The sequence below is a fragment of the Microbacterium saperdae genome, from assembly GCF_006716345.1.
GTDB lineage: Bacteria > Actinomycetota > Actinomycetes > Actinomycetales > Microbacteriaceae > Microbacterium > Microbacterium saperdae.
Genome location: NZ_VFOX01000002.1, coordinates 1,073,574 through 1,097,685 on the forward strand (window position 1 = coordinate 1,073,574; position 24,112 = coordinate 1,097,685).

Here is a 24,112-nt window from a genome sequence, read left to right on the forward strand (position 1 = left end):
GACTCCGCGGGCGGAAGTCGGCGGACTCAGCCCGCCGTCGAGCGACGGATGACGAGTTCGGGCGGGAACACCGTCTGGCGGGGGATGCTCTCGGGGTCGGCGGCTTCTTCCAGCACGATGCGCAGCGCGGTGCGTCCGATCATCCGGCTCGGCTGGCGGATCGACGACAGGGGCACGGCAGCGGCCGCGGCGAACGGGTTGTCGTCGAAGCCGATGAGGGCGATCTCATCGGGGACCAGCACTCGCCCTCCTGAGACCAGCGATTGCAGGAGCCCGAGCGCCAGCAGATCGTTGGCGGCGAAGAGCGCATCCGGCCATTCGCGGCGCGGGCGCGTGAGCAGCTTCGTGCCGGCGATGACTCCCTCTTCGACCGTCATCGCCGATGTCGGGACGACTTCGAGCTCCACGTGGACCGCCGCGTTCTCCGCCGCGGCGCGGGCGCCGGCGAGGCGATCGGTGACCTGGCGCATGTCGAACGGGCCGCCGACGAAGGCGATGCGCCTGCGGCCGCCCTCGATCAGGTGCTCCACCGCGAGACGCCCGCCCGCGACGCTGTCGACGGAAACGGACGAGAAGCCGCTGTCGGCGCTGAACCGGTCGACCAGGACCGTGGCGATCCCGCTGGCCCGGAATCGGCGCAGTTGTGTCATGACATCGCCGTAGGGGGCGATGAGCAGTCCACGGACCTGCTGTTCGCGGAACAGATCGAGGTAGACCTTCTCGCGGGACGGATCATCGTCGGTGTTGCCGTAGAGGATCGCGATGCCGTGGCTGGACGCCTCGTCCTCCGCCCCGCGCACCACGTCGTTGTAGAAGGGGTTCTGGCCGTCGAGCACCACGAAGCCGACGGTGGTGCTCACGCCGGCGCGGAGCTTGCGCGCCGCATCGTTGCGCACGTAGCCGAGCTCTTCGATCGCCTGCGTGACCCTCTCGACCGAATCGCTGGAGACCTCGTCCGGGCGGTTCAGGACGTTCGACACCGTGCCGACCGAGACGCCGGCGCGGAGGGCGACATCACGGATGCTGATCGACATCTGGCTGTCCTCTCGTCGTCGGGTGGATCACGCTTCGGCATCAGGGGTTGACCTGAGACCGGCATCACATACACTAGCCTGAAACGAGCTTGAATCGATTCAGGTAGAGTTCATTCCGATCATCATCCCCCTCAACGGAGAGGAAAGCCAGTGGTAGACGCAGCCTCCGCCCGCAGCGCTCCCCCCACCGCGCTCGAGCTGCACCGGGTCGTGAAGTCCTTCGGCCCCGTCGTCGCGCTCCGCTCGGGCAGCCTCACGCTCCGCCCCGGTTCGGTCCACGCCCTCATCGGTGAGAACGGTGCGGGCAAGTCGACGCTCGTGAAGATCATGGCCGGTCTCTACCGCCGCGATTCCGGCGACTTCCGCCTGCACGGCGAAGAGGTCGACTTCACCAGCACCGCCCAGTCGAAGGCCGCGGGCATCGCGGTCATCTACCAGGAGCCGACGCTGTTCCCCGATCTCTCGGTCACCGAGAACATCTTCATGGGGCGCCAGCCCACCGGCTTCCTCGGTCGCATCGATCGCAAGGCGATGCGCACCGAGGTCGACCAGATCTTCCGCCGCCTGGGTGTGGCGCTCGACCCCGATCGCATCACCGAAGGGCTGTCGATCGCCGACCAGCAGATCATCGAGATCGCCAAGGCGATCTCCCTCGATGCGAGCGTGCTGATCATGGACGAGCCGACCGCCGCTCTCAGCGGCGTCGAGGTCGACCGTCTGTTCGCCGTCGCCCGGAGCCTCCGTGACGAAGGCAGGGCGATCCTGTTCATCTCGCACCGCTTCGACGAGGTGTTCGATCTGTGCGACACCGTCACCGTCATGCGGGACGGCGCCTACATCGACACCACGCCGATCGCCGAGACCACGGTCGACGACCTGGTGCGCCAGATGGTCGGCCGAGACGTCACCGAGCTGTTCCCCAAGCAGGAAGCCGAGATCGGTGAGCCGCTGCTCGAGGTCACAGGGCTGAACCGCCCCGGCGTCTTCCATGACATCTCGTTCACCGTGCGGGCGGGCGAGATCGTCGCGCTGGCCGGCCTGGTCGGCGCAGGGCGTTCCGAGGTCGCGCGCGCGGTCTTCGGCGTCGATCCGTACAACGAAGGCGACGTGCGGATGCTCGGCGCCGCCGTCGCCCGTCGCAACCCCACCGCGGCGATGCGCAGCGGGCTCGCGCTCGTGCCGGAGGACCGCCGCAAGCAGGGTCTCGTGATCGACGCGGGCGTGGGAGGCAACATCACGCTCGCGATCCGTCGACGTCTGTCGAAGTGGGGACTGATCACCAGCGGCATCGAGAACCGTGCCGCCAAGGAATGGGCATCCCGACTCGAGGTCAAGACGCACGCGCTCGACACCGTGGCATCCACCCTCTCCGGCGGCAACCAGCAGAAGGTCGTGCTGGCCAAGTGGCTCGCCACCGACCCGCGCGTCCTGATCATCGACGAGCCGACCCGAGGCATCGACGTCGGCACGAAGTCCGAGGTGCACCGTCTCCTGTCGCAGCTTGCGGGCGAGGGGATGGGCATCCTCATGATCTCCTCCGAGCTCCCCGAGGTCCTCGGCATGGCCGACCGGGTGCTGGTGATGCGCGAAGGCCGCATCACCGCCGAGATCTCCCGCGACGACGCCACCAGCGAGAACGTCATGTTCGCCGCCACTCATTCATCGGAGCAGCACTGATGCGCCGCGCTGAGAGAACGAAGAGAGACGAAGTGAGCCTCATCACCGCACCGCCGGACGCCCCGGCGTTCGCGAAGAAGCCGGCCGGCGTCGGACGCGCGCGCGAGTTCGGCATCCTCGCCGCCCTCGTGCTCGTCGTGATCGCCGCCACGGTGAAGAACCCGAACTTCCTGTTCAGCGCCGACGGCTGGCGCGACCTGCTGCTCACGCCGTCGATCCTCATGCTCGTCGCGATCGGCCAGGCCATCGTGATCATCACGCGCAACGTCGATCTCTCGGTGGGGTCCGTGATGGGCCTGACGGCCTACCTGACCGGCCGACTGTTCGTCGACATACCGGGTATCCCGATCGTCGTCGTCGTGATCGCCGCCGTGCTCCTCGGCGCCCTCCTCGGACTCGTGAACGGCGCGCTGGTCGCGTTCGCCAAAGTGCCGGCGATGGTGATCACACTCGGCACGCTGTATGCCTATCGCGGCATCAACGTGCTCTGGACCGGCAGCGATCGCATCAACGCCTCCGACATGCCCAAGGACTTCCTCGGACTCGGCACGCAGCAGATCCTGTTCATCCCCGTGCTGTCGATCATCGCGGTGATCGTGCTCGCCGTCGCCGCCTGGTACCTGCGCAACACCCGGGGCGGTCGCGAGTACTACGCGATCGGATCCGACCCGGCAGCCGCAGAGCTCTACGGCCTCAAGGTCACGCGCCGGGTGCTCTCGGCATTCGTCCTCTCCGGCGCGCTCGCCGGGCTCGCCGGCGTCTTCTACGCCGCCCGGTACGGATCGATCAGCTCGCAGGCCGGCAGCGGCTGGGAGCTGGATGCGGTCGGCGCGGCCGTCATCGGCGGCATCGCGATCACCGGAGGCGTCGGCACGGTCTGGGGAGCGGCCATCGGCGCGATGCTCCTGATGACCATCAACCGTGCGTTGCCGATCCTCGGCATCCCGGACTTCTGGCAGCGCGCCGTGGTGGGCGTGCTCATCATCGGGGCCATCGTGCTCGACCGGGTGCTCGCGGTCAGACAGAGACGCCAGCTCATCGAGGCGAGGGACGAATCATGACCACGACAACGACGACCGCGTCGACGCGCGCCATCCGCGACTACGACCGTCCGCTCTGGCGCCGCATCTTCATCAACCGCGAGTTCGCGATCATCGCGCTCCTGGTGCTCGTGACGATCGTCGCCGCTGTGTCCATCCGCGGGTTCGCGCAGCCCATCACCGCGAACTACCTGCTGCTCGACGTCGCGCCGATCCTGCTCATCGCGCTGCCGATGACCCTCGTCATGATCACGGGCGAGATCGACCTCTCAGTCGGGTCGATGGTGGGGCTGGCCAGCGTCGTGACGGGCGTGCTCACGCAGTCCGGTGCTCCCTTCGAGGTCGCGGCGCTCGCCGCACTCCTGGTCGGCGTCGTCGGCGGTGCCTTCAACGGCTTCCTCGTCACCGTCGTCGGACTGCCCTCGCTCGCCGTCACGATCGGCACGCTCGCACTGTTCCGCGGTCTGGCGGTCGGGCTGCTCGGCACCACGGCCGTCACCGACTTCCCGGAGGCGTGGACAGCTCTCGCGAAGGCGAAGATCGCCGGGACGACGATCCCGTACATCGTCATCCCGTTCCTGATCCTGCTGGCGTTGTTCATCGTACTGCTGCACTTCACCCCCTTCGGGCGCGGGGTCTTCGCGATCGGCCTGTCGAAGGATGCCGCGCGGTTCTCCGGCGTGAATGTGGAGCGGACGAAGTTCATCCTGTTCGTGCTCTCCGGTGTGGTGGCCGCGTTCGCGGGCATCTTCTACACACTGCGCTTCGGCAGCGCCCGTGGCGACAACGCCACCGGGCTCGAGCTCCAGGTCATCGCCGCCGTCGTGCTGGGCGGCGTCTCGGTCTTCGGCGGTCGAGGACATCTGCACGGCGTCGTCGCCGCCGTTCTGCTGATCGGGGTGCTCGGCAGCAGCCTGCGCCTCGCCGGCGTCACGTCCGACGTCATCAACATCATCACCGGCGGTCTGCTGATCTTCTCGGTCGTCGCAGCCAGCGTCCTCGCCTGGGTGCAGCGCATCCGTGCGAAGGCCGGTCCGCCGCTCCGCGTCGCAGCCTCCTCCGCACCATGAGGCAGCCTCTCATCGCCGGCACCCGCCAGCGGTGATCATCACGAAAGGAAGAACAATGACGTTTGCACGTAAGAAGATCGCTGCGTTCGCGGCGGTCGCCGTCGCCGCAGCGCTCGTGCTGAGCGGCTGCGCCGACACCGGCAGCGGCTCGGGCGGATCCACCGAGGGCGAAGGCGGCGGGTCGGACAACCTGTCGATCACGTTCCTGCCCAAGAACCTCGGAAACCCGTACTTCGACACCTCGAGCAAGGGCGGCAAGGCCGCTGTCGAGGAGTTCGGCGGCACGTTCGCCGAGGTCGGTCCGGCAGAGGCGACGCCGGACGCTCAGGTCAGCTACATCAACACCGCCACGCAGCAGGCGGTCGGTGCGCTCGTCGTGTCGGCCAACGACCCCAAGGCGATCTGCGACGCGCTGAACGAGGCGCGCGACGCCGGGGTCAAGGTCGTCACCTTCGACTCCGACACCAACCCCGAGTGCCGCGATCTGTTCATCAACCAGGCCGACTCCGAAGGCATCGCCAAGGTGCAGGTCGACCTGATCGCCGACCAGATCGGTGGCGCGGGCGAGGTCGCGATCCTGTCGGCATCCGCCAACGCGACCAACCAGAACGCCTGGATCGACCTGATGAAGGAGTACGTCGCCAGCGAGTACCCCGACATCACCATCGTCGAGACCGTCTACGGCGACGACGACGACCAGACGTCGTTCGACAAGACCGCCGCGCTGCTGCAGAGCCACCCGAACCTGAAGGGCATCATCTCGCCCACCACGGTCGGAATCGCCGCTGCCGCCCGCTACGTGTCGACCTCGGACTTCAAGGGCAAGGTCGCCATCACCGGTCTCGGTACCCCGAACCAGATGCGTGAGTACGTCGAAGACGGCACCGTCACCGCGTTCGCGCTGTGGAACCCGGCCGACCTCGGCTACCTGGCCGCTTTCGCCGCCAAGGCCCTGATCGAGGGCGAGATCACCGGCGCAGAGGGTGACACCTTCACGGCGGGCGACCTCGGCGAGTACACCGTCGGAGCCGACGGCGTCGTGCTGCTGGGGGACCCGTTCGAGTTCAACGCCGACAACATCGGAGAGTTCGACTTCTGAGTCGTCGCGCGAGGGGGCGTCGGGGCTTCTGCTCCGGCGCCCCCTTTGTCGTGCGCGCTGTCTGCGCGCCGCGCGCCACGCGCGTCGGGTGGGTCGCGCGTCGGGGTGGCCCTGCGCGCGCCGAGACCCACCACTCCCGCCGAGGCCCATCATCCCGAGCGTCGGGGGTGGTGGGTCTCGGCGGGCGCGGTGGGTTTGGGCGAACCGGATGACGGCGGCTGAGGATCTGTGGCGGGGTCAGCGCCGGCTGTCAGGCCCGAGGGTCGAAGCGCTCGGGCTCGTGCGTCGCGGCGACGAGGGCGCGGAGCTCCTCGAGCGACGTGGGCGCGGCGCCGAGGGCTCGCGCCTGCACGAGCACATTGCCCAGCGCGGTGGCCTCGACCGGGCCGGCCAGCACGGGCAGCCCGGTGCGGTCGGCCGTGGCCTGGCAGAGCAGCCGATTCAACGAGCCGCCTCCGACGAGGTGGATGCGGTCGAGCTCGCGACCCGACAACGCGGATGCGGTCTGCACGGCCTGCGCGAACGCGGTGGCGATCGACTCCACGATCGACCGCGCGAACGCCGGCCGTGATGCGGGAGCGTCGACGCCGAGCAGCGCCGCGATACGGGCGGGCATGTCGCCGGGCGCGCTGAGGCTCGGGTCGTCCGCATCGAAGAGCGGCACGTCGCCGCTGACCTCGGACGCCGCAGCGAGGAGCGCGGGCAGGTCGATCGCGGAACCGTCCTCCGCTTCCCACGCCCGGACGGTCTCGCTCAGCAGCCAGAGCCCGGTCACGTTGTGCAGGAAGCGGTACCGCCGGTCGACACTGAGCTCGTGCGTGAAGTTGGCGTCGCGCGCGGCATCCGTCAGCACCGGAGCGGCGAGCTCGATACCGACCAGTCCCCACGTGCCGCAGGAGATGTACGCCGAGTGCGGTGTCGAGAGGGGCGCGGCGACCACGGCGGATGCCGTGTCGTGCGAGCCGACCGCGATCACGGGCAGATCCTTGCCGATGCGTGCGGCGAGCTCGGGGCGCAGGCGGCCGATGGTCGTACCGGGGTCGATCAGCGTCGGCAGGATGCGGGAAGGGACGCCGAGGCGCTCGGCCAGTGCCGTGTCCCACTCGCCGTCGATGACGCCGAGGAGGCCCGTGGTCGAGGCGTTCGTCCGCTCCGCGACGGCCGCGCCGGTGAGCAGGAACGCGATGAGGTCGGGGATCAGCAGCGCGGTGTCGGCCTCGGCGAGGTGCGCGTCGACCCGATACTGGTACAGCGTGTTGAACGGCAGGAACTGCAGTCCGTTGCGCCGGTACAGCTCGTCGAAGGGCGCGATCGAATGCACCTCTGCGACGCCGCGTGCGGTGCGCTCGTCACGGTAGTGGAACGGCTCGGCGAGAAGCTCTGCGTCCTTCACCAGGCCGTAGTCGACCGCCCAGGAGTCGATCCCGATGCTCTCGATGCCCGGCTCGCGGCGCACCGCCTCGGCGAGGCCCTCGAGCACATGCTCGTACAGCGCGCCGAAGTCCCAGTGCAGGCCGTCCTCACGTCCGACAGGACCGTTCGGAAAGCGTGAGACGAGCTCGAGGTCGAGCACCCCTTCGCCGATGCGCCCGATCATGACCCGCCCGCTGGTGGCGCCGAGGTCGACGGCGGCGACCGTGCGCGTGGTCATGCGCGCGCCGCGTCGCTCGTCGAGTGCACGGCATCCGCGCGAGTGCACGGTTTCACTGCGTCGACCGGTCGTGCACCCGACGCGATCCCGTGCACCCGGCGGGGGTGGCCGACGTTCATCGCAGGAACGCGGCGGCGACGCCGGAGTCGACGGGGATGTGCAGGCCCGTCGTGCGGCTGAGCTCGGGGCCGGTGAGCACATACACGGCGTCCGCGACGTTCTCCGGCACGACCTCGCGCTTGAGGATCGTGCGATTGGCGTAGAACTGACCGAGGTCCTCTTCCGCGACGCCGTAGGTCGCGGCGCGGTTCGCGCCCCAGCCCGAGGCGAAGATGCCGGAGCCACGCACGACGCCATCCGGGTTGATGCCGTTGACGCGGATGCCGAACTCGCCCAGCTCGACCGCGAGCAGACGCACCTGGTGCGCCTGGTCGGCCTTGGTCGCCGAGTAGGCGATGTTGTTCGGCCCGGCGAAGACCGAGTTCTTCGAGGAGATGTAGATGATGTCGCCGCCGAGCTTCTGGTCGATCAGCACGCGGGCTGCGGCCTTCGAGACGAGGAACGAGCCCTTGGCCATGACGTCGTGCTGCAGATCCCAGTCCTTCTCGGTGGTCTCCAGCAGTGGCTTCGACAGCGAGAGTCCGGCGTTGTTGACGACGAGGTCGACACCACCGAACGCGAGCACGGCATCGTTCAGCGCCGCCTGGATCGCGTCGGCATCCGCCACGTTCGCGGCGACACCGATCGCGACGTCGGTACCGCCGAGCTCGGCCGCCGCGGCCTGAGCCTTCTCGAGGTCGAGGTCGGCGATCACGACGCAGGCGCCTTCGGCCGCGAGGCGGGTCGCGATGGCCTTGCCGATGCCGGAGGCGGCGCCGGTCACGAAGGCGATGCGTCCCTGGTGCGACTTCGGCTTCGGCATCCGCTGCAGCTTGGCCTCTTCCAGTGCCCAGTACTCGATGCGGAACTTCTCGGCGTCGGAGATGGGCGAGTAGGTCGACAGCGACTCGGCGCCGCGCATCACGTTGATCGCGTTGACGTAGAACTCGCCGGCGACGCGTGCGGTCTGCTTGTTCGCGCCGTACGAGAACATGCCGATGCCGGGCACCAGCACGATGAGCGGGTCGGCGCCGCGGATGGCGGGGGACTCGGCGGTCGCATGGGCGTCGTAGTAGGCCTGGTAGTCGGCGCGGTACTCGGCATGCAGCTCGTGCAGACGGGCGATCTGCTCCTCCGCCGTGGCCGTCACCGGGAGGTCGAGGATGAGCGGCTTGACCTTGGTGCGCAGGAAGTGGTCGGGGCAGCTGGTGCCGAGAGCGGCGAGCTCGGGAGCCCGCTCCGAGGCGAGGAAGTCGAGCACGACATCGGCGTCGGTGAAGTGGCCGACCTGCGGCTTGTCCGTCGAGGCGATGCCGCGGATGGTGCCGGCCAGGGCCGCCGCGCGCTCACGGCGCTCCGCCTCCGGCAGCGCCTCGAAGCCGACGCGCACGCCGCCGAAGGGAGCGGGCTTGCCGTTCGACGCGATGTAGGAGGCTGCGGTGTCGATGATCCACAGGGAGTTCGCCTCGGCCTGCTCCGAGGAGTCTCCCCAGGCGGTGATGCCGTGTCCGCCCAGGATGCAGCCGATCGCCTGCGGGTTCTTCTCCTTGATCGCGGCGATGTCGAGCCCGAGCTGGAAGCCGGGGCGGCGCCACGGCACCCACACGACCTTGTCTCCGAAGATCTTCGCGGTCAGCTCCTCGCCGTCTGCGGCGGTCGCGATCGCGATGCCCGAGTCCGGGTGCAGGTGATCGACGTGCGCGGCATCAACGAGACCGTGCATCGCGGTGTCGATTGACGGCGCAGCCCCGCCCTTGCCGTGCAGGCAGTAGTCGAACGCCGCGACCATCTCGTCCTCACGGTCCAGGCCCGGGTACACGTCGACCAGTGCGCGCATGCGGTCCAGACGCAGCACGGCCAGACCCTGCTCGGTGAGCGTGCCCAGGTCGCCGCCCGAACCCTTCACCCACAGCAGCTCGACCGGCTGTCCGGTCACCGGATCGGTCTCGGTCCCCTTCGCGGACGTGTTGCCGCCGGCGTAGTTGGTGTTCTTCGGGTCAGCGCCCAGGCGGTTGCTGCGCGCGATCAGAGCGGCGGCGGTCGGGTTCGTCATCAGAATCGTGTCCTTGGTCTGTTCAGCGAGAAGTGTCGAGGATGCGGGCGGCGAAGCGCTCGATCGAGGAGGTGGCGGCGGCGTCTTCTGGTCGGTTGAGGTGCCCGTGCCCGGTGCCGGGCTCGGTCGAGACATCGACATCGACGTGGGCTGTGCGGAGGGCTTCGGCGAACGCCTCGCCGGAGACCCGCAGCTCGTCGATGCTGCTGTTGATCATGATCGTCGGCGGGAAGTCGACGAGCTGCTCGGGTGACGCGGTGCCTGGCACCGCGTAGACGTCACCGGACTCCGCGGCGGCACCGAGGTAGTTCTCGTACATGCCACGCACGGCCTCCGGGAAGAACACATCCGCTTCGGGAACCGCGTCCAACGCCGCGCGGAGCTCGGCATCCGGTGTCGACTGCACGGCGTGCAGCGTCGGATACGCGAGCACCGCGAGCGCGGGACCCTGCCCGTCGCCGTGACTCATGCGCAGGGCCGCGCCGGCCGCGAGGTTGCCGCCGGCGCTGGCGCCGCCCAGTGCCCAGGGACCGTCGGCGAGGTCCGACTCCGCTGCCCATCGGAACGCGAACTCGATCTCGTCCGAGGCGACCGGATAGTGCACGCCCTCCCGGGGTGGCTGACCGGTGGCCTCGGCCCACGCGGCCGCGAGCGGCGCGAGGGAGTAGTCCACCGAGACCACGGCGATGCCGCGCTCTGCGAAGCTCCGCGCGACCCAGTCCGCTTCGGGCATGTCGAGGTCGCCGCCGGCGAAGCCTCCGCCGTGCACCCAGACCAGACCGGGCCCTGCGGGCGCGTCCGGACGGTAGAGGCGGAGCGTGAGCGGACCGTGCGGGCCCGCGACGACGATGTCGGTCATCCGCTCAGGCGCCCCAGCCGGCCTGCACGCCACCCACGCGGTCGGCCGCGATCTGCTGCTGGTAGCCGGATGCCGCGTAGGCCGCCATCGGGTCGCCCGCGAGGCCGCGCGACTCGCGCCATTCTGCGAGCGCCGGGCGCACGTCGGTGTAGAACGCGTCCATGAACACCGCGTTGGCGGCCAGCACGTCGCCCGACTTCTGTGCCGCGGTCAGCGCCTCGCGGTCGAGGATCAGCGCACGGGCCGTCATCTCCTGCACATTGAGCACGGAGCGGATCTGACCGGGGATCTTGTCCTCGACGTTGTGGCACTGGTCGAGCATGAAGGCCACATCGGGGTTGTTCAGACCGCCGCCGCGCACGACCTCGAACAGGATGCGGAACAGCTGGAAGGGATCGGCTGCACCGACGATCAGGTCGTCGTCGGCGTAGAAGCGCGAGTTGAAGTCGAAGGAGCCGAGCTTGCCCAGGCGCAGCAGCTGCATCACGATGAACTCGATGTTGGTGCCGGGGGCGTGGTGTCCGGTGTCGAGGCAGACCATCGCCTTGTCTCCGAGCGAGCTCACCTGTGCGTAGGAGGTGCCCCAGTCCGGAACATCGGTGTGGTAGAAAGCCGGCTCGAAGAACTTGTACTCGAGCACCAGGCGCTGGTCATCGCCCAGGCGTGCGTAGATCTGCTGCAGCGACTCCTGCAGACGGTCCTGGCGGCCGCGCAGATCGGCCTGGCCGGGGTAGTTCGAGCCCTCGGCCAGCCAGATCTTGAGGTCGCGGCTGCCCGTCGCGTCCATGACGTCGATGCAGGCGAGGTGGTGGTCGATCGCCTTCTGGCGGATCGCCGCGTCTTCGTGCGTCAGGGCCCCGAACTTGTAGTCGTCGTCCTGGAAGGTGTTGGAGTTCACGGTGCCGAGCTCGACGCCCAGGTCTTCCGCGTGCTTGCGCAGGTCGGAGTACGAGTCGACCACGTCCCACGGGATGTGCAGGGCGACCGACGGGGCGAGCGCCGTGTACTTGTGCACCTGGGCGGCATCGGCGATCTTCTCCCACGGGTCGCGGGGCGTGCCCGGCGTGCCGAACACCTTGAAGCGCGTGCCGGAGTTGCCGAATGCCCAACTGGGGAGTTCGATGCCCTGCTTCTCGAGAGCGGAGAGGTGTTCGGGGGAGAGGATGCTCACGATGCGCTGCCTTCTGAGTCGTTGTCGGATGCGGAGTCGTTGTCGGATGCTGCGTGCACGCCGCTGGCGGCGAGCTGGTCTTCGAGGTGGAACACCTCGGGAAGCGGAGTCGCGGCCTGGTCGGGGCGGCCGTCGAGCCCAAGGAAGAAGCGGCTCATCTCGCTCTCCCAGCGTGCGGCGACCGGAGAGGCCGCGAGATACGCCTGTGCGGCGGCGTCGTCATCGGTCTCGTAGTAGCCGATGAGTGTGCCGCGGTCGCCGAGGAAGAGCGTGTAGTTGCGTCGACCGGCGGCGGCGATCTCCGCCAGCATTTCCGGCCACACCGGCGAGTGCCGGGCGAGGTACTCGTCGAGCAGCTCGGGGCGCACCTGGAGCTGGAAGGCGACGCGGGTCATGTCACATCTCCATTGAGGGAATGAATCGTTTCAAAAGTGGTTCGTGATCGACGATAAGCGATACGTTGACGGCTGTCAAGGTGGCGTGAGACGCTGGATGGGCGTGCCGAGATGATCCGTTTCACCGCGCATCTCGAGAAGGCGGCAGGGAGTCTCATGGCGGTCAACGTGCGCGAGGTCGCCGAAGACGCAGGAGTGTCGGTCGGCACCGTCTCGAACGTGCTGAACCGGCCGGACAAGGTCTCCCCTGCGACGGTGGCCCGCGTGCAGGCATCGATCGCACGACTGGGGTTCGTGCGCAACGACGCGGCCCGGCAGCTGAGAGCCGGGCGCAGTCGCACGATCGGACTCGTGGTGCTCGACATCCGCAACCCGTTCTTCGCCGAGATCGCCCGCGGCGCGGAGGAGCGAGCCGATGAGCACGGCCTCTCGGTGCTGATCGCCAACAGTGACGAGCAGCAGCAGCGGGAGCTGATGCACCTCGACCTCTTCGAGGAGCAGCGGGTCGCCGGTGTGCTCGTGACCCCGCTGAACGAGGGTTCTCCGCAACTGGCGCAGATCCGTGACAGGGGGACCCCGGTCGTCCTGGTCGACCGCGAGTCCGTCGACGGAGCGTTCGCCGCCGTATCCGTGGATGACACCGAAGGCGGCCGGCTCGCGACCGAGCACCTGCTCGCACGAGGACGCCGCCGAATCGCCTTCGTCGGAGGGCCCGCGTCGCTGCGCCAGGTGTCCGACCGATACGCCGGGGCGCAGGCGGCCGTGAGCGCGGCGGGTGCGGAGCTCGAGTTCATCGCGACCACGGTGCTCAGCGTCGAGGAGGGCCGCCGGATCGGACGGCACATCCTCGGACGGGAAGCGGCAGTACGCCCCGACGCGATCTTCGCCGCCAACGATCTGCTCGCCCTCGGCATCCTCCAGAGCCTGGTGATGACCGGGGACGCCCGCGTGCCGGAGGACATCGCGCTGATCGGCTACGACGACATCGATTTCGCGGCGGCGGCGGTCATCCCGCTGAGCTCCGTGCGGCAGCCGGCGGCGCTGATCGGGTCGACCGCCGTCGATCTGCTGGTGCGGAGCCAGGGACAGGACGTGCCGGTGCGCGAGCACGTGCTGTTCCGCCCTGAACTCGTCGCGCGGGCCTCCACACTCGGCTCCTGAACCCGCATCGCACCGGCGGGACACCGTGTCAGGGACTCGCGCCCGCCCGGCGTCTGACCGCGACTTCGGTCGGGATGCCCCGCGAGAACAGCAGCGACAGCAGACTGATCAGGATGAGGCCGAAGAACGAGATGCGCAGCGAGGACAGCTGCGAATCGCGGTAGATGCCCGAGAGGGTGCTCGCATCCTCGTCGCTCAGGCCCGCCTCCTCGGCGATCGCCGTGACGGTGGTCGCCGGGACGATCGTGACGCCGTGCTCGGTGGCCGCGCTGATGGTGGCCCTGGTCTCGGACGGCAGATCGCTGTGCGCGACTCCGGAGGCGAACGACGTCGACAGCGCCCCGATCAGGATCGAGCCGATCAACGCCGTGCCGAGCGAGGAGCCGAGGTTCTGGAAGACTCCCTGGAGTCCGCCCACCTCGCTGGTCTGCGACTCCGAGACGCTCGACATGTTCACGTTGCCCAGCTGCGAAGCCAGGAGCCCGAGGGCGCTCCCTGCGAGGAACATCCCGACGGCGAAGAGGCCGCTGCGCAGGTCGCTCGTCGCGGAGCCCAGCAGGACGACCGCACTCACGACGAGCAGTACCTGGCCGGTGCGGGCGATCGCACGGGGCGTCATCCGTCGAGACAGTCGTGTGCCCACGATCGAGAACAGGACGAGCGACACCGACAGCGGGAAGATGCGGATGCCGGTCTCCAGGGCATCGAGTCCGAGCGTCATCTGCAGGTAGACCGGCACCATGAAGAACAGCCCCGCGGTCACCGCGTACTGCGCGCCGAGCACCGACAGGCCGCTGCGGAGCGAGGCGATCGAGAACATCCGCACGTCCACCAGCGGTGCACGCTCCTGCTCCGCCAGCCGTCGTTGGCGTGCGATGAAGACCGCGATGAGCACTCCGCCGAGCGTCATGAACCAGGCGCTCATCGAGATGCCGAGCGGGGCGACGGGCACGCCGCCGAGTTCGGGCTTGGCGAGCGGCACGATCCACCCCCAGGTCTTGCTCTGCAGCATGCCGTAGACGGCGAACACCAGACCGACCGAGGAGAGCACGACGCTCAGGAGGTCGATGCGCGCGCTCTGCCTGGTGCCGGCGTCGGTGATGATCCGCGCGCAGGCCACGACGGCGAGCATGATCACGACCTCCGCCACGAACACGTAGCGCCAGTCGAAGTAGGTCGTCACGGCGCCGCCGATCAGCGGACCGGCGGCGACGGCTGCTCCCGACACCGCACCGATGATCGCGAACGCGGTGACGCGGTCGGCGCCCCGGTAGTTGTCGGCGACGAGCGCGGCGATCGCGGGGATCACGAGCACCGCGCCGAGCCCCTCGATGACGGACCAGCCCAGGAACAGGAACTGCACGTTCGGACTCAGCGCGGTGATCAACGAGCCGACCGCGTAGATGCACGAGCCGATGACGAACGCGCGACGTCGCCCCCACACGTCCCCGAGTTTGGCGCCGAGCAGCATGAAGGCCGCCATGGTCAGCGTGTAGAAGGTGATGGCGGCCTGCATGGCCGAGACGCTGGTGTCGAGGTCGGTGACGACGGTCGAGATCGACACGTTCATCACGGTGCCGTCCAGCACCATCACGAACTGCGCGCAGCCCAGCACTCCGACGACGGCCCATTTCTTCATGGCGTCTCCTTCGGTGTGCGCAGCGCATCGCGTGCCGTGGTCGGGCCGGTCGCGCCGCGCATGATGCGCGCGACGGCCGTGATGAGGAAGAACTGCCCGGTGATCGCCTCGGAGACCGCGATGGTCTGGGCGCCGGTGCTGACGGGAACGAGGTTTCCGTAGCCCGTGGTCGTGAGCGTGGTGAACGAGAAGAACACCTGGTTCGCGAGCGAATCGCCGTCGGTCGCGTCGAACGTCGGCGTCGCGGAGAGCTGTGAGAGCAGGTTCAGCACGAAGGCGAAGAACAGCCCGACGAGGACGTACGCCGTGATCGCAGCGAGCAGGGCTTCGAGATTGAGCCCGCGACGGGTGGCCTGGTGACCGATGATCACGGCGGGCGCGATCAGGAGCGCGACCATCGACGCGGCGGAGAGCACGACATCGAGTGTGTGGCCCTCGGCGCCGAGGAGGGTCGCCACGATCGTCGCGAGCCCCGCGACCGACAGCACCGCCCACGCGATGTGCTGCACGAACGCGCGCGTATCCGTGACGCGGAACACCACGGCGACCGTGACGAGGATCAGGAGGAAGGCGATCGGATTGGGGTCGGTGCTGCGCTGACTCGCACACAACCAGTAGGACACGACGAGGAGGGCGAGGATGGCCGCGTATCCGATGCTGCGCGCCCCGTCGGCGCTGAGGCGTGCGACGATCCGCCGTCGAGCGCGGTCGCGCCGGGCGGGAGCGGTCACGGGACTGCCTCCGCCCACATGTCAGTCCTCCGGCACCGCTGCGCCGGTGCCGACCGGCACCTCGGCGCCGGCATCGTCCACGTCGGGCGAGGTGGACGACGCCTCCTTCGGCGGGCGCTCCGCGATCTCCAGCAGCAGGATCACCAGAGCCGCGAGCGCGAGGGTCCACAGGACCAGTCCCGGCGTGATCGGACGGACGAGCAGCACCACGGCAGCGCCGATCACAGCGACGGCGACCCTCAGCAGCGTGCGCTGCGCGGAGAGCCACCGACCGACGCGTCCCGTCGTCACCCCGTGGCTCTCGAGGGCTGCGCGGAGGTGACCGGCACCGGCGTGCGTGGCTCCGCGAAGCCGCGAGGGCAGGACGAACGGGCCGCTGATCCACACGACGATCGCGACCACGAGTGCGAGCACGAGCACGGCGATGGCGGTGTCGCGCATCGCACCGGTGAGCGTCTCGAACATCACTCCCGCGGCATCCGGCGCCACCGGGCCCGATCGCATCGCCGCGTCGAAGAAGATACGGCCGATCGCGAAGCCGGCCAACAGGATCACCATCGATGCGGCGAGCGACAGCGACGCGGCGATCCCTGCGACCCAGCGGCGGTGCGCGGCGACGACTCCGGCGGCGAGGAGCAGGAGCGAGATCCAGGGCAGCCAGAGTCCTGCCGCCACCGCGAGTCCGTAGGCGAGTTGCACGGTCGGCAGCGCATCGGAGGTCGCCACGACGATGGTGCGGTCGATCGCCGGGATGGAGGAGGCGAAGCCCACCCCCTGCGACACGAGCGCCTGCTTGACGGCTTCGATGATCGGTGCCAGCTGGATTCCGATCGTCCCGTCGACGCCGAGGTCGATGGCCGCATTCGGATCGTTCTGGAGCGCCCCGGTCAGCTGGGAGTGGCTCACGCGAAGGGCGGATGCCCAGACATTCGCGAACGCATCCGATTCCACGAATCTCGCCACGACATTCCCGACGAGCGACTGGATGCCCTGCGCAGCGGGTCCTTTCAACAACTCGAGCGCACGCGTGGCACGGTCGCCCGTTCCGAGATCGATGATCCCGTCGATCACATCGGAGGTGAGGGCCGGGACATCGATCTGCTCCTCTATCACCGCGACCACTTGTGTGGTGATGAGGGACTGGATCGCGGGGTCGTCGGCGAGCGGGGCGTAGCTCGTCACGAAGCGATCCGTGTCGGTGAGCTGGACGTTCGCCCATGTGGCCACCACGGCGACCGGTGCGAGCAGGGCGCCCAGCACGATCAGCACGGTGGCGAGGAGCGTGCGACCCCACCTGCGCGGCGTTCGCGCGCGCGTCGGTTCGGGGCTCACGGACTTCAGCGCGGCGTTCTCCGCCTCGAGCGCACTGAGTCTGCTTTGCAGCTCTTCGATCGTCGGTGTCATTCGGAGCTCCGGTCTCACGTCTTCGCATCCTGGCGCGGTATGACGAGCTGCTTGATGATCAGCAGGATAGCGGCGGTGACGGGAATCGCCACCAACGCGCCGAGCAGACCGAGCAGGGTGCCTCCGACGAGTGCTCCGATGATGACCAGCGCGCCTGGCACCGCGATCGCCTTGTTCATCACCCGCGGGGTGAGGAGGTAGGCCTCGAACTGCATGTAGATCAGGTAGAGGACGGCGAAGATCAGTGCGAGCACCGGGTCGGTGAAGAGCGCGATGACCGAGGCGAAGATCCAGTACAGCACGGGTCCTACGAGCGGGATGAGCGTGATGAGGAAGGAAGCGAGGCCCATGAATGCCGGAAAAGGAAGCCCGAGCACGAGGTGCAGAATCGTCGCGAACGCCGCATTGCACCCTGCGAGCGCGACCATCCCGATCAGGTACGCACCGACGGAATCGGTGATGGTCTCGGTGAGTTCGGCGACCGTCTTGCGCTCGCGCGCCGGGGCCAGACGGTAGAAGGCGGCCTGGAATGCGGTGAGCGAGGCGAGGAAGTACAGCGTCAGAACGATCACGATCAGGGTGCCGGAGATCGCGTTGCCGATACCGAATCCGACAGCCAGCACGCCGCCCCCGATCGCCAGCAGATTTCCCGGATCCGAGAGGAAGGCCGCGAGCTGGTCGAGGCCGTTGCCGACCACGTCGCCGATCTGCGCTTCGAATCCTCGGTACCAGTCGGAGGCCTGGAACTGCATGATCGCCGCGGGAATCGATTGCACGAACTCGGCGATCTGCCGGAACGCCGGGGGCAGGACGAAGACGACCGCCACGAGCACGATCACGGTGAAGGCCGCGAAGACGACGATGATCGCCCGCGGGCGTGACATCCCGTGCCGTTCCAGTCGCTTGACGACCGGATCGAGTCCGAGGGCGATGAAGATCGCGAGCGCGATGTAGATGAGGATCGTCGACAGCGAGGTGAGGGCGACGCCGAGCGTGAACGCCGCGAGTGCACCGAGCGTGACCGCGAAGCCCAACGCGAGGGGGCGGTCGAGCGAGGCGAGGATCGGGCGGCGCTGTCGGATGCGGAGCGCAGGAGCAGGCTCCGGGCTTTCCGATGCGGGCGTCGTCACGTCGCTCATCGTGGCACCGTCGGGTCGGGCGTCGTCGGGCGCGTCACCCTTTCCGGGCGATACGTGTCGACGAAGAAGGGGAGATCCGGCCGTGGTTCGTACCTCCCGGTCGAACCCGTTATGATGGCTAGGTGCATCCGTGCTTTCGGGCCGGATGCCTGGAGACGTCGCATAGTCCGGCCGAGTGCACCACCCTGCTAAGGTGGAGTCCCCTCACGGGGACCAGGGGTTCAAATCCCCTCGTCTCCGCAGTGTGATGTCTCAGGACATCGTGAACGGCTGAACCCCCGGTTTCCGGGGGTTCAGCCGTTTTTGCGTTGGTAGTTCTTGGTGGGGTCGAGGGTGAATTCGATGAGGAGTTCGCCGGTGGATGCCCTCTCGGGCGAGGTGTTCTGCGATCGTGTCTGCCCCGGCATCCATTCCGTTGCCGATGAGCTCATCACGCAGAGCGATCACGCGTTCACGGGTCGGGACCGCCGTCCGATTCGGCGTTGTCTGCGGCCGGCGTGAGAGGGGCTCGAACGCCGCATCTCCCTCGGTGAGCCACCGGTGATGGAGCTTGTGGACCAGCATCTTCGAGACCCCGTACCGGGCGGCGACCTCACCGTAGGAGAGGTGTTGAACGGTCACGGCTTTGATGAGGATCTCGTACTTGGCCACCGTTCACGATGTCCCGAGACATGCCCGCGCCACCAGCCGCACCGTTCACGATGTCCCGAGACACCCGTTCACGATGTCCTGAAACCAGACACCCTCGTCTCCGCACCCTCGTCTCCGCACTTCTTCTTGGAATCGACCCCGTTCAGGTGTTTCCGGCTCGGTCCCGAGGCCGCCGGAACGGCATCCGGTAAGGTCTCCGCATGGCCACCGCAACGACGCAGACACCACGACGCGAGGCCTTCGGCTCGCGGAACGTCTTCATCCTCTCGGCGATCGGTTCGGCCGTCGGGCTCGGGAACATCTGGCGATTCCCGTATGTCGCGTACGAGGGCGGAGGCGGAGCTTTCCTCATCCCGTACCTCTGTGCACTGCTGACAGCCGGCATCCCGCTGCTCTTCTTCGACTACGCGATCGGTCACCGCTTCCGTGGTTCTGCGCCGCTGGCGTTCCGCCGAATGCACCGCGCGGCCGAGCCTCTCGGGTGGTGGCAGGTACTCATCTGCGTGGTCATCGCTGTCTACTACGCGGTGATCATCGCCTGGGCGGCCATGTACACCTGGTTCTCCGCGCAGCTCACCTGGGGCCCGGGGAACGAGAACGACTTCTTCTTCACCGACTTCCTGCAGTCGGCCGACGTCGCGGTGGTCGGGGTGTCGACTGATTTCGTGCCGCAGGTCGGCATCCCGCTCGTGGTCGTCTGGCTTCTCGTCATCGGCATCATGGCGCTGGGAGTCAAGCGCGGCATCGGGCGCGCGAACATGATCCTGATGCCCCTGCTGACGGTCATGTTCGCGATCCTCGTGGTGCAGTCGCTGTTCCTTCCGGGAGCGGCGGAAGGGCTCAACGCGTTCTTCGCTCCGAACTGGGAGGCGCTCGCAAACCCGGCCGTCTGGGCGTCTGCGTACGGACACATCTTCTTCTCGCTCTCGGTCGCCTTCGGGATCATGGTCACGTACTCCTCGTACCTGAAGCGCAAGACCGACCTCACCGGGTCGGGTCTCGTCGTCGCCTTCGCGAACTCGGGCTTCGAGATCCTTGCGGGTATCGGTGTGTTCGCGGCGCTCGGATTCATGGCGCAGGCGCAGGGGACGGATGTCGCCGGCGTGGCGACTTCCGGCATCGGGCTCGCATTCATCGCCTTCCCGACGATCGTGTCGCAGGCTGCAGGTGGTTCGATCATCGGCGTCCTGTTCTTCGGTGCGCTGGTGTTCGCGGGGATCACCTCGCTCATATCGATCCTCGAAGTCATCGTCGCCGCTCTGCAGGACAAGCTGGGCTGGGGGCGCATCCGCACGACGCTCATCGTGTCGATACCGCTGGCGGTGATCTCGATGGCATTGTTCTCGACCACGACGGCGATCTCCGTGCTCGACACGGCGGACGCGTTCGTCAACGCCTTCGGGATCATGGCGGTCGCGTTGGTCGCCGTGATCGTCGTCGCCTGGTTCCTGCACAAGCTGCCGGCGCTGACCGAACACCTCAACAGGCGATCGAGCTTCCCTGTCGGCACGCTTTGGAAGATCCTGATCGGCGTGCTCGCTCCGCTCGTTCTGGGCTATCTCCTCGTCACGGGTCTCATCGAGAAGATCGCGGAGCCGTACGGCGGCTACCCGTCGTGGTTCATCGGGGTGTTCGGCTGGGGCATGGTCGTCGCGTTGGTGCTCATCGCACTGCTGCTCTCCGCTCTGCCCTGGGGTACCCGATCGCACGCGAAGGACGATCCGGAGTACGACGAGTTCTTGCAGGAGGAGAGCTACCAGGCCGACCCCGAGACGGCCTCCATTCCTCTGCAGACCGACCGGAAGGGGACGCGCGCATGACCACGACAGCGATCGTCATGATGATCATCGCCATGGTCACCGTCTGGGGCGGTCTGATCGCCGCGATCATCAACCTCGCCCGGCATCCCGAGGAGTCTGCATCGGAGCCGTCGCCGCCCGTCGAGCTCTGAGGGAGGCTCGTCCTCCCCGCTCTCGTCGGCGCGAGACCCGATCGCATCGGTCGCGAACGATCGGGTCTGCGGCATACCCTCGTGACGACGATGGAGGGGTAAGGAGGACCGCATGATCGGAACGCTCAACGCCCTGGTCGATCTCATCGAGCAGCGTACGGATGACGAGATCGACCTGGCCGTGTTCGCTCGCGAGCACGGCACGACGGAGTACCACCTGCGTCGGATGTTCTCGTCGCTGGCGGGCATGCCGTTGTCGGAGTACGTGCGTCGTCGCCGCATGACCCTTGCCGGAGCCGAACTCGTCGTCGGGGCGCCCAGCCTGCTCGATGTGGCAGTGCGTCACGGGTACGGATCGGTCGAGGCGTTCGGTCGGGCGTTCCGCTCGGTGCACGGTATCGGGCCGGCGGATGCGCGCCGAGACGGTGGTCCTCTCCGCACACAACCCACGCTCCGGTTCCGCCTGAGCGTCGAAGGGAGCACCCCGATGCACGTCACCATCATCACCCAGCCTGACCTCATGCTCGCCGGACATGCCGCCACCGTGCCGCTGATCCACACGGGGGTCAACCCGCACATCCAAGAGCACATCGCCGGCATCCCCGCGCAGGAGCATGCGCGGCTCAAGGCGCTCTCCGACGCCGAGCCGTCCGGCATCCTGGCCGTGACCGCGGATGTCGACCCGGATGCGCCGGAAGGCTCGCCTCTCACCTATCTGCACGGCGTCGCGCTGCGGGCCTCGACACCGGTGCCCGACGATCTCGATCGGATGCCGTTGGAAGCAGGAGCCTGGGCCGTGTTCGCGTCGGCGGGACCGTTCCCCGAGACCCTGCAGAACCTTTGGGCGGCGACCGCGACGGAGTGGTTCCCGTCGAACCCCTGGCGGTTGCGCCCGGGGCCGTCGATCGTGCGGTATCTCGAGTTCAGCGGCACGCACGCGTCGTGCGAGCTCTGGCTCCCGGTCGAATCAGTCTGACACTCGACCCGGTGGGTGACGTCTTCTCGGACGCACCCACCGGCGTCCGACCTCCATGACACACTGGCCCCAGCAGCGGAGGAGGCCACGACATGGCGATCGATCTGAAGAAGACACTCGACGCGTATCAGGCGAAGAGAGGCGTCTTCCGCGTGGTCGAGATCCCGGCCATGCGGTACCTGATGATCGACGGTGCGGGCGATCCGAACTCGGTGCCGGAGTACTCGCACGCCGTGACAGCGCTGTTCTCGCTGGCCTACACGCTCAAGTTCGCGAGCAGGAAACAGCTCGGTCTCGACACGGTCGTGATGCCGCTCGAGGGGCTGTGGCATGCACCTGATATGGAGACCTTCACCTCGCGGCGCGACAAGTCCGCGTGGTTGTGGACGCTTCTGATCATGGTTCCCGCGCACGTGACCGATGAGATGTTCGCGGCGGCGGTCGACGCCGTGGCGAAGAAGAAGGATGCCTCGCCGAGCCTGTCATCCGTCCGGCTCGAACTGCTCGACGAGGGTCTCTGCGTGCAGACCCTGCACGTCGGGTCCTACGACGATGAGGCGCCAGTGCTCGCCGACCTGCACGACCGCTTCATCCCGGAGCAGGGCTTCGAGATGCGCGGACTCCACCACGAGATCTACCTCAGCGACGTCCGCCGCGTCGAGCCGGCGAAGCTGCGCACGATCCTCCGGCAGCCGGTGTCGCGAGCCGTCTGACCTCAGGCCGTCGCGGGCTTCTCGCTCCACAGCAGCAGGAACGCGCCGAGGCCGATCATCATGCCCCCACCGGTGGCCGACATGGTCGAGATCCGCCGCGGCGACCGGCCGAACCAGTCGCGGGCCGCGCTGGCGAGCAGCACCCACACCGCATCGCACGTGACGCCGATGACCACGACGATCGAGCCGAGCACGAAGAGCTGCAGCGGCACCGATCCGGCGTGCAGGTCGACGAACTGGGGGAGGATCGCCAGGAAGAACGCGATCGACTTGGGGTTGGTGATGCCCACCACGAATCCCTCGAAGAGGAGCCGCCACCCCGACGTGCGCTGCACGGCGCCGGTGACGGCTGCAGCCGCATCCTTCCGGTGGCGGATCGCCTGGATGCCGAGGAACACCAGATAGCCGGCGCCGGCGACCTTGACGATCGTGAAGAGCACCACCGACTGGGCGATCACGGTCCCCACGCCGAGCGCGACCGCGAGCACCAGGATGATCGATCCCACGGCCGTCCCGACGATGCTGAGGAACCCGCCGAGCCGCCCGAGAGCGATCGACCGTCCGATGGTGAACAGCACGGTGGGCCCGGGGATGACGACCATGATGAACGCCGCAGCGATGAACGCGAGGAGCGTGGGGGTGGCGATCATGAAGCGAGCCTAGGGGGTGCGCGGGCGAACGCGACAGGGACGGTCGTGGATGGCCTCGCGACCACCCACGACCGTGATCTCAGACGGAGCCCCAGAAGCGGTCCTCGGCGGCCTGGTCCTCGCTGATCAGCCAGACTTCGGCGATGCGTCCGTCCGTGATCCGGAACACGTCGACGCCGTGCTGGTCGAGGTCAGGCTGCCCCGGTCGTTGCGCGCGGAACCGCACAGTCGCCGACACCAGGTCGCCGCTCTCGGTCGCGGAATCGGTCTCCAGCGCGAAGGTTCCGCCGCTGAGCTCCATGAACGTGCCCAGATGAGCGAGGATCGCGTCGGGACCGATGTGGTCGCCCGACACCTGGTTCGCGCCGGGCTGATGCCAGACGGCATCCGGGCTGAAGGTGGCGGCCAGCGCGGCCATGTCTCCCGCGGCCATGGCCGCTCCGTACTGTCCCACGACGTCGATAGCCGACATGATGTTCCTCCAGATGACTCGGTACTGTGAACATCCAGCGTCTCGAGCGGGGCGCGGTTACTTCAACGTCACCGGACGGAGCGACGCATGAGCACCGGGTGGACCGTGTTCTCGGCCAAGTGCCCGTCGCGGGCGTCGCTCGCCCGGATCGCCAACAAGTGGACCGCGATGATCGTGGTGCTCCTGCACGAGGAGCCGCTGCGGTTCGGCGAGCTGCACCAGCGCGTCGATGGCATCGCGAAGAAGGTGCTCTCCGACACGCTGCGCGCTCTGGAGCGGGATGGCATGATCGCGCACGGCGTCGATCCGGACGGTCACGCGCGCTACCGTCTCACCGCACTCGGACGCACACTGCACGAACCCCTCCAGGCCCTGCAGGTCTGGGCGGAGTCCCATGTGGACGACGTGCGCGATGCGCAGGACCGCTACGACGAAGCGGCCGACGAACGCGTGCTCGACGGCCGCTGATCGGTCGGC

Annotated in this window: 23 protein-coding genes and 1 tRNA gene; 11 read left to right on the top strand and 13 right to left on the bottom strand. The window is 68.1% G+C overall.

Translation table 11 applies throughout. From position 1 onward, the window contains the following. Positions 1-26: 26 nt before the first annotated feature. Positions 27-1,034: a LacI family DNA-binding transcriptional regulator gene (locus FB560_RS19675; RefSeq protein ID WP_141874393.1), complete on the bottom strand. Its 1,008-nt coding sequence runs from the start codon at positions 1,032-1,034 to the stop codon at positions 27-29. A gap of 150 nt (positions 1,035-1,184) precedes the next feature. Between FB560_RS19675 and FB560_RS19680 the strand changes: the two genes are divergently transcribed. Genes FB560_RS19680 through rhaS form a run of 4 tightly spaced genes read left to right on the top strand, consistent with a single transcriptional unit; the run spans position 1,185 to position 5,920 of the window. Next, positions 1,185-2,711: a sugar ABC transporter ATP-binding protein gene (locus tag FB560_RS19680; protein WP_141874394.1), complete on the top strand. Its 1,527-nt coding sequence runs from the start codon at positions 1,185-1,187 to the stop codon at positions 2,709-2,711. A 32-nt stretch (positions 2,712-2,743) separates the two neighbouring features. Further along, a complete protein-coding gene (locus tag FB560_RS19685; RefSeq protein ID WP_229673018.1) occupies positions 2,744-3,772 on the top strand; it encodes an ABC transporter permease in 1,029 nt (342 codons plus the stop codon). After that, on the top strand, positions 3,769-4,821 hold the full coding sequence (locus FB560_RS19690; RefSeq protein WP_141874396.1) for an ABC transporter permease: 1,053 nt from the start codon (positions 3,769-3,771) through the stop codon (positions 4,819-4,821). Before FB560_RS19685 ends, FB560_RS19690 begins: the two co-directional genes overlap by 4 nt. A gap of 55 nt (positions 4,822-4,876) precedes the next feature. Continuing rightward, positions 4,877-5,920: a rhamnose ABC transporter substrate-binding protein gene (gene rhaS / locus FB560_RS19695; protein WP_141874397.1), complete on the top strand. Its 1,044-nt coding sequence runs from the start codon at positions 4,877-4,879 to the stop codon at positions 5,918-5,920. Positions 5,921-6,170: 250 nt separating this feature from the next. Here rhaS and FB560_RS19700 read toward each other — a convergent pair whose 3' ends face one another. The 5 genes from FB560_RS19700 to FB560_RS19720 form a co-directional block, all read right to left on the bottom strand. After that, on the bottom strand, positions 6,171-7,571 hold the full coding sequence (locus FB560_RS19700; protein WP_141874398.1) for a rhamnulokinase: 1,401 nt from the start codon (positions 7,569-7,571) through the stop codon (positions 6,171-6,173). 115 nt (positions 7,572-7,686) lie between these two features. Beyond that, positions 7,687-9,723 (bottom strand): bifunctional aldolase/short-chain dehydrogenase, encoded by a 2,037-nt coding sequence (locus tag FB560_RS19705; protein ID WP_141874399.1) that lies wholly within the window; start codon positions 9,721-9,723, stop codon positions 7,687-7,689. 22 nt (positions 9,724-9,745) lie between these two features. Further along, the gene (locus tag FB560_RS19710; protein ID WP_141874400.1) at positions 9,746-10,582 is read right to left on the bottom strand and encodes an alpha/beta hydrolase; all 837 of its coding nucleotides are present in this window, start codon (positions 10,580-10,582) and stop codon (positions 9,746-9,748) included. 4 nt (positions 10,583-10,586) lie between these two features. Beyond that, entirely contained in the window at positions 10,587-11,753 is a 1,167-nt protein-coding gene (gene rhaI, locus FB560_RS19715) for an L-rhamnose isomerase (RefSeq protein ID WP_141874401.1), read from the bottom strand. Next, a complete protein-coding gene (locus FB560_RS19720) occupies positions 11,750-12,148 on the bottom strand; it encodes an L-rhamnose mutarotase (protein WP_141874402.1) in 399 nt (132 codons plus the stop codon). Before FB560_RS19720 ends, rhaI begins: the two co-directional genes overlap by 4 nt. A gap of 156 nt (positions 12,149-12,304) precedes the next feature. On the opposite strand from FB560_RS19720, the gene FB560_RS19725 reads away from it, so the two are divergent. Further along, entirely contained in the window at positions 12,305-13,309 is a 1,005-nt protein-coding gene (locus FB560_RS19725; RefSeq protein WP_141874631.1) for a LacI family DNA-binding transcriptional regulator, read from the top strand. Between the two features lie 28 nt (positions 13,310-13,337). On the opposite strand, the gene FB560_RS19730 is transcribed toward FB560_RS19725, so the two are convergent. From FB560_RS19730 to FB560_RS19745, 4 genes are read right to left on the bottom strand one after another with little or no spacing between them, the layout of a single operon-like run. Next, the gene (locus tag FB560_RS19730; RefSeq protein WP_141874403.1) at positions 13,338-14,948 is read right to left on the bottom strand and encodes an MFS transporter; all 1,611 of its coding nucleotides are present in this window, start codon (positions 14,946-14,948) and stop codon (positions 13,338-13,340) included. Next, entirely contained in the window at positions 14,945-15,679 is a 735-nt protein-coding gene (locus FB560_RS19735; RefSeq protein ID WP_141874404.1) for an ion channel, read from the bottom strand. Before FB560_RS19735 ends, FB560_RS19730 begins: the two co-directional genes overlap by 4 nt. A gap of 21 nt (positions 15,680-15,700) precedes the next feature. After that, positions 15,701-17,083: a hypothetical protein gene (locus tag FB560_RS19740; protein ID WP_188895050.1), complete on the bottom strand. Its 1,383-nt coding sequence runs from the start codon at positions 17,081-17,083 to the stop codon at positions 15,701-15,703. Between the two features lie 14 nt (positions 17,084-17,097). After that, positions 17,098-18,222, bottom strand: a complete 1,125-nt coding sequence (locus FB560_RS19745; protein WP_141874405.1) for an AI-2E family transporter — start codon at positions 18,220-18,222, stop codon at positions 17,098-17,100. 151 nt (positions 18,223-18,373) lie between these two features. Between FB560_RS19745 and FB560_RS19750 the strand changes: the two genes are divergently transcribed. Beyond that, positions 18,374-18,462: transfer RNA gene (locus FB560_RS19750), tRNA-Ser, on the top strand. Between the two features lie 12 nt (positions 18,463-18,474). On the opposite strand, the gene FB560_RS19755 is transcribed toward FB560_RS19750, so the two are convergent. Then, positions 18,475-18,873, bottom strand: a complete 399-nt coding sequence (locus FB560_RS19755) for a helix-turn-helix domain-containing protein (protein WP_141874406.1) — start codon at positions 18,871-18,873, stop codon at positions 18,475-18,477. Between the two features lie 200 nt (positions 18,874-19,073). On the opposite strand from FB560_RS19755, the gene FB560_RS19760 reads away from it, so the two are divergent. The 4 genes from FB560_RS19760 (at position 19,074) to FB560_RS19775 (ending at position 22,513) form a co-directional block, all read left to right on the top strand. Next, a complete protein-coding gene (locus FB560_RS19760; RefSeq protein WP_141874407.1) occupies positions 19,074-20,693 on the top strand; it encodes a sodium-dependent transporter in 1,620 nt (539 codons plus the stop codon). Beyond that, positions 20,690-20,824 (top strand): methionine/alanine import family NSS transporter small subunit, encoded by a 135-nt coding sequence (locus tag FB560_RS19765; RefSeq protein WP_141874408.1) that lies wholly within the window; start codon positions 20,690-20,692, stop codon positions 20,822-20,824. Before FB560_RS19760 ends, FB560_RS19765 begins: the two co-directional genes overlap by 4 nt. A gap of 112 nt (positions 20,825-20,936) precedes the next feature. Next, positions 20,937-21,800, top strand: coding sequence for an AraC family transcriptional regulator (locus FB560_RS19770; protein WP_141874409.1), 864 nt, complete (start codon positions 20,937-20,939; stop codon positions 21,798-21,800). A gap of 92 nt (positions 21,801-21,892) precedes the next feature. Further along, on the top strand, positions 21,893-22,513 hold the full coding sequence (locus FB560_RS19775) for a GyrI-like domain-containing protein (protein WP_141874410.1): 621 nt from the start codon (positions 21,893-21,895) through the stop codon (positions 22,511-22,513). A 2-nt stretch (positions 22,514-22,515) separates the two neighbouring features. On the opposite strand, the gene FB560_RS19780 is transcribed toward FB560_RS19775, so the two are convergent. Both FB560_RS19780 and FB560_RS19785 read right to left on the bottom strand, forming a co-directional pair. Continuing rightward, positions 22,516-23,163, bottom strand: coding sequence for a LysE family translocator (locus FB560_RS19780; RefSeq protein WP_141874411.1), 648 nt, complete (start codon positions 23,161-23,163; stop codon positions 22,516-22,518). Between the two features lie 79 nt (positions 23,164-23,242). Beyond that, on the bottom strand, positions 23,243-23,635 hold the full coding sequence (locus FB560_RS19785; RefSeq protein WP_141874412.1) for a nuclear transport factor 2 family protein: 393 nt from the start codon (positions 23,633-23,635) through the stop codon (positions 23,243-23,245). Positions 23,636-23,722: 87 nt separating this feature from the next. Between FB560_RS19785 and FB560_RS19790 the strand changes: the two genes are divergently transcribed. Beyond that, positions 23,723-24,103 carry a winged helix-turn-helix transcriptional regulator gene (locus FB560_RS19790; RefSeq protein ID WP_141874413.1) on the top strand — a complete coding sequence of 127 codons (381 nt, stop codon included), beginning with the start codon at positions 23,723-23,725 and terminating at the stop codon, positions 24,101-24,103. The last annotated feature ends 9 nt before the right edge of the window (positions 24,104-24,112 follow it).

Bases quoted from the DNA above. Each gene is read 5' to 3' on its own strand.
- FB560_RS19710 (WP_141874400.1), bottom strand. From the start codon at position 10,582: ATGACCGACATCGTCGTCGCGGGCCCGCACGGTCCGCTCACGCTCCGC.
- FB560_RS19745 (WP_141874405.1), bottom strand. From the start codon at position 18,222: ATGAGCGACGTGACGACGCCCGCATCGGAAAGCCCGGAGCCTGCTCCT.
- FB560_RS19720 (WP_141874402.1), bottom strand. From the start codon at position 12,148: ATGACCCGCGTCGCCTTCCAGCTCCAGGTGCGCCCCGAGCTGCTCGAC.
- FB560_RS19730 (WP_141874403.1), bottom strand. From the start codon at position 14,948: ATGAAGAAATGGGCCGTCGTCGGAGTGCTGGGCTGCGCGCAGTTCGTG.
- FB560_RS19675 (WP_141874393.1), bottom strand. From the start codon at position 1,034: ATGTCGATCAGCATCCGTGATGTCGCCCTCCGCGCCGGCGTCTCGGTC.
- FB560_RS19770 (WP_141874409.1), top strand. From the start codon at position 20,937: ATGATCGGAACGCTCAACGCCCTGGTCGATCTCATCGAGCAGCGTACG.
- FB560_RS19790 (WP_141874413.1), top strand. From the start codon at position 23,723: ATGAGCACCGGGTGGACCGTGTTCTCGGCCAAGTGCCCGTCGCGGGCG.
- FB560_RS19690 (WP_141874396.1), top strand. From the start codon at position 3,769: ATGACCACGACAACGACGACCGCGTCGACGCGCGCCATCCGCGACTAC.
- FB560_RS19700 (WP_141874398.1), bottom strand. From the start codon at position 7,571: ATGACCACGCGCACGGTCGCCGCCGTCGACCTCGGCGCCACCAGCGGG.
- FB560_RS19765 (WP_141874408.1), top strand. From the start codon at position 20,690: ATGACCACGACAGCGATCGTCATGATGATCATCGCCATGGTCACCGTC.
- FB560_RS19760 (WP_141874407.1), top strand. From the start codon at position 19,074: ATGGCCACCGCAACGACGCAGACACCACGACGCGAGGCCTTCGGCTCG.
- FB560_RS19780 (WP_141874411.1), bottom strand. From the start codon at position 23,163: ATGATCGCCACCCCCACGCTCCTCGCGTTCATCGCTGCGGCGTTCATC.
- FB560_RS19725 (WP_141874631.1), top strand. From the start codon at position 12,305: ATGGCGGTCAACGTGCGCGAGGTCGCCGAAGACGCAGGAGTGTCGGTC.
- FB560_RS19705 (WP_141874399.1), bottom strand. From the start codon at position 9,723: ATGACGAACCCGACCGCCGCCGCTCTGATCGCGCGCAGCAACCGCCTG.
- FB560_RS19775 (WP_141874410.1), top strand. From the start codon at position 21,893: ATGGCGATCGATCTGAAGAAGACACTCGACGCGTATCAGGCGAAGAGA.
- FB560_RS19740 (WP_188895050.1), bottom strand. From the start codon at position 17,083: ATGACACCGACGATCGAAGAGCTGCAAAGCAGACTCAGTGCGCTCGAG.
- rhaS (WP_141874397.1), top strand. From the start codon at position 4,877: ATGACGTTTGCACGTAAGAAGATCGCTGCGTTCGCGGCGGTCGCCGTC.
- FB560_RS19785 (WP_141874412.1), bottom strand. From the start codon at position 23,635: ATGTCGGCTATCGACGTCGTGGGACAGTACGGAGCGGCCATGGCCGCG.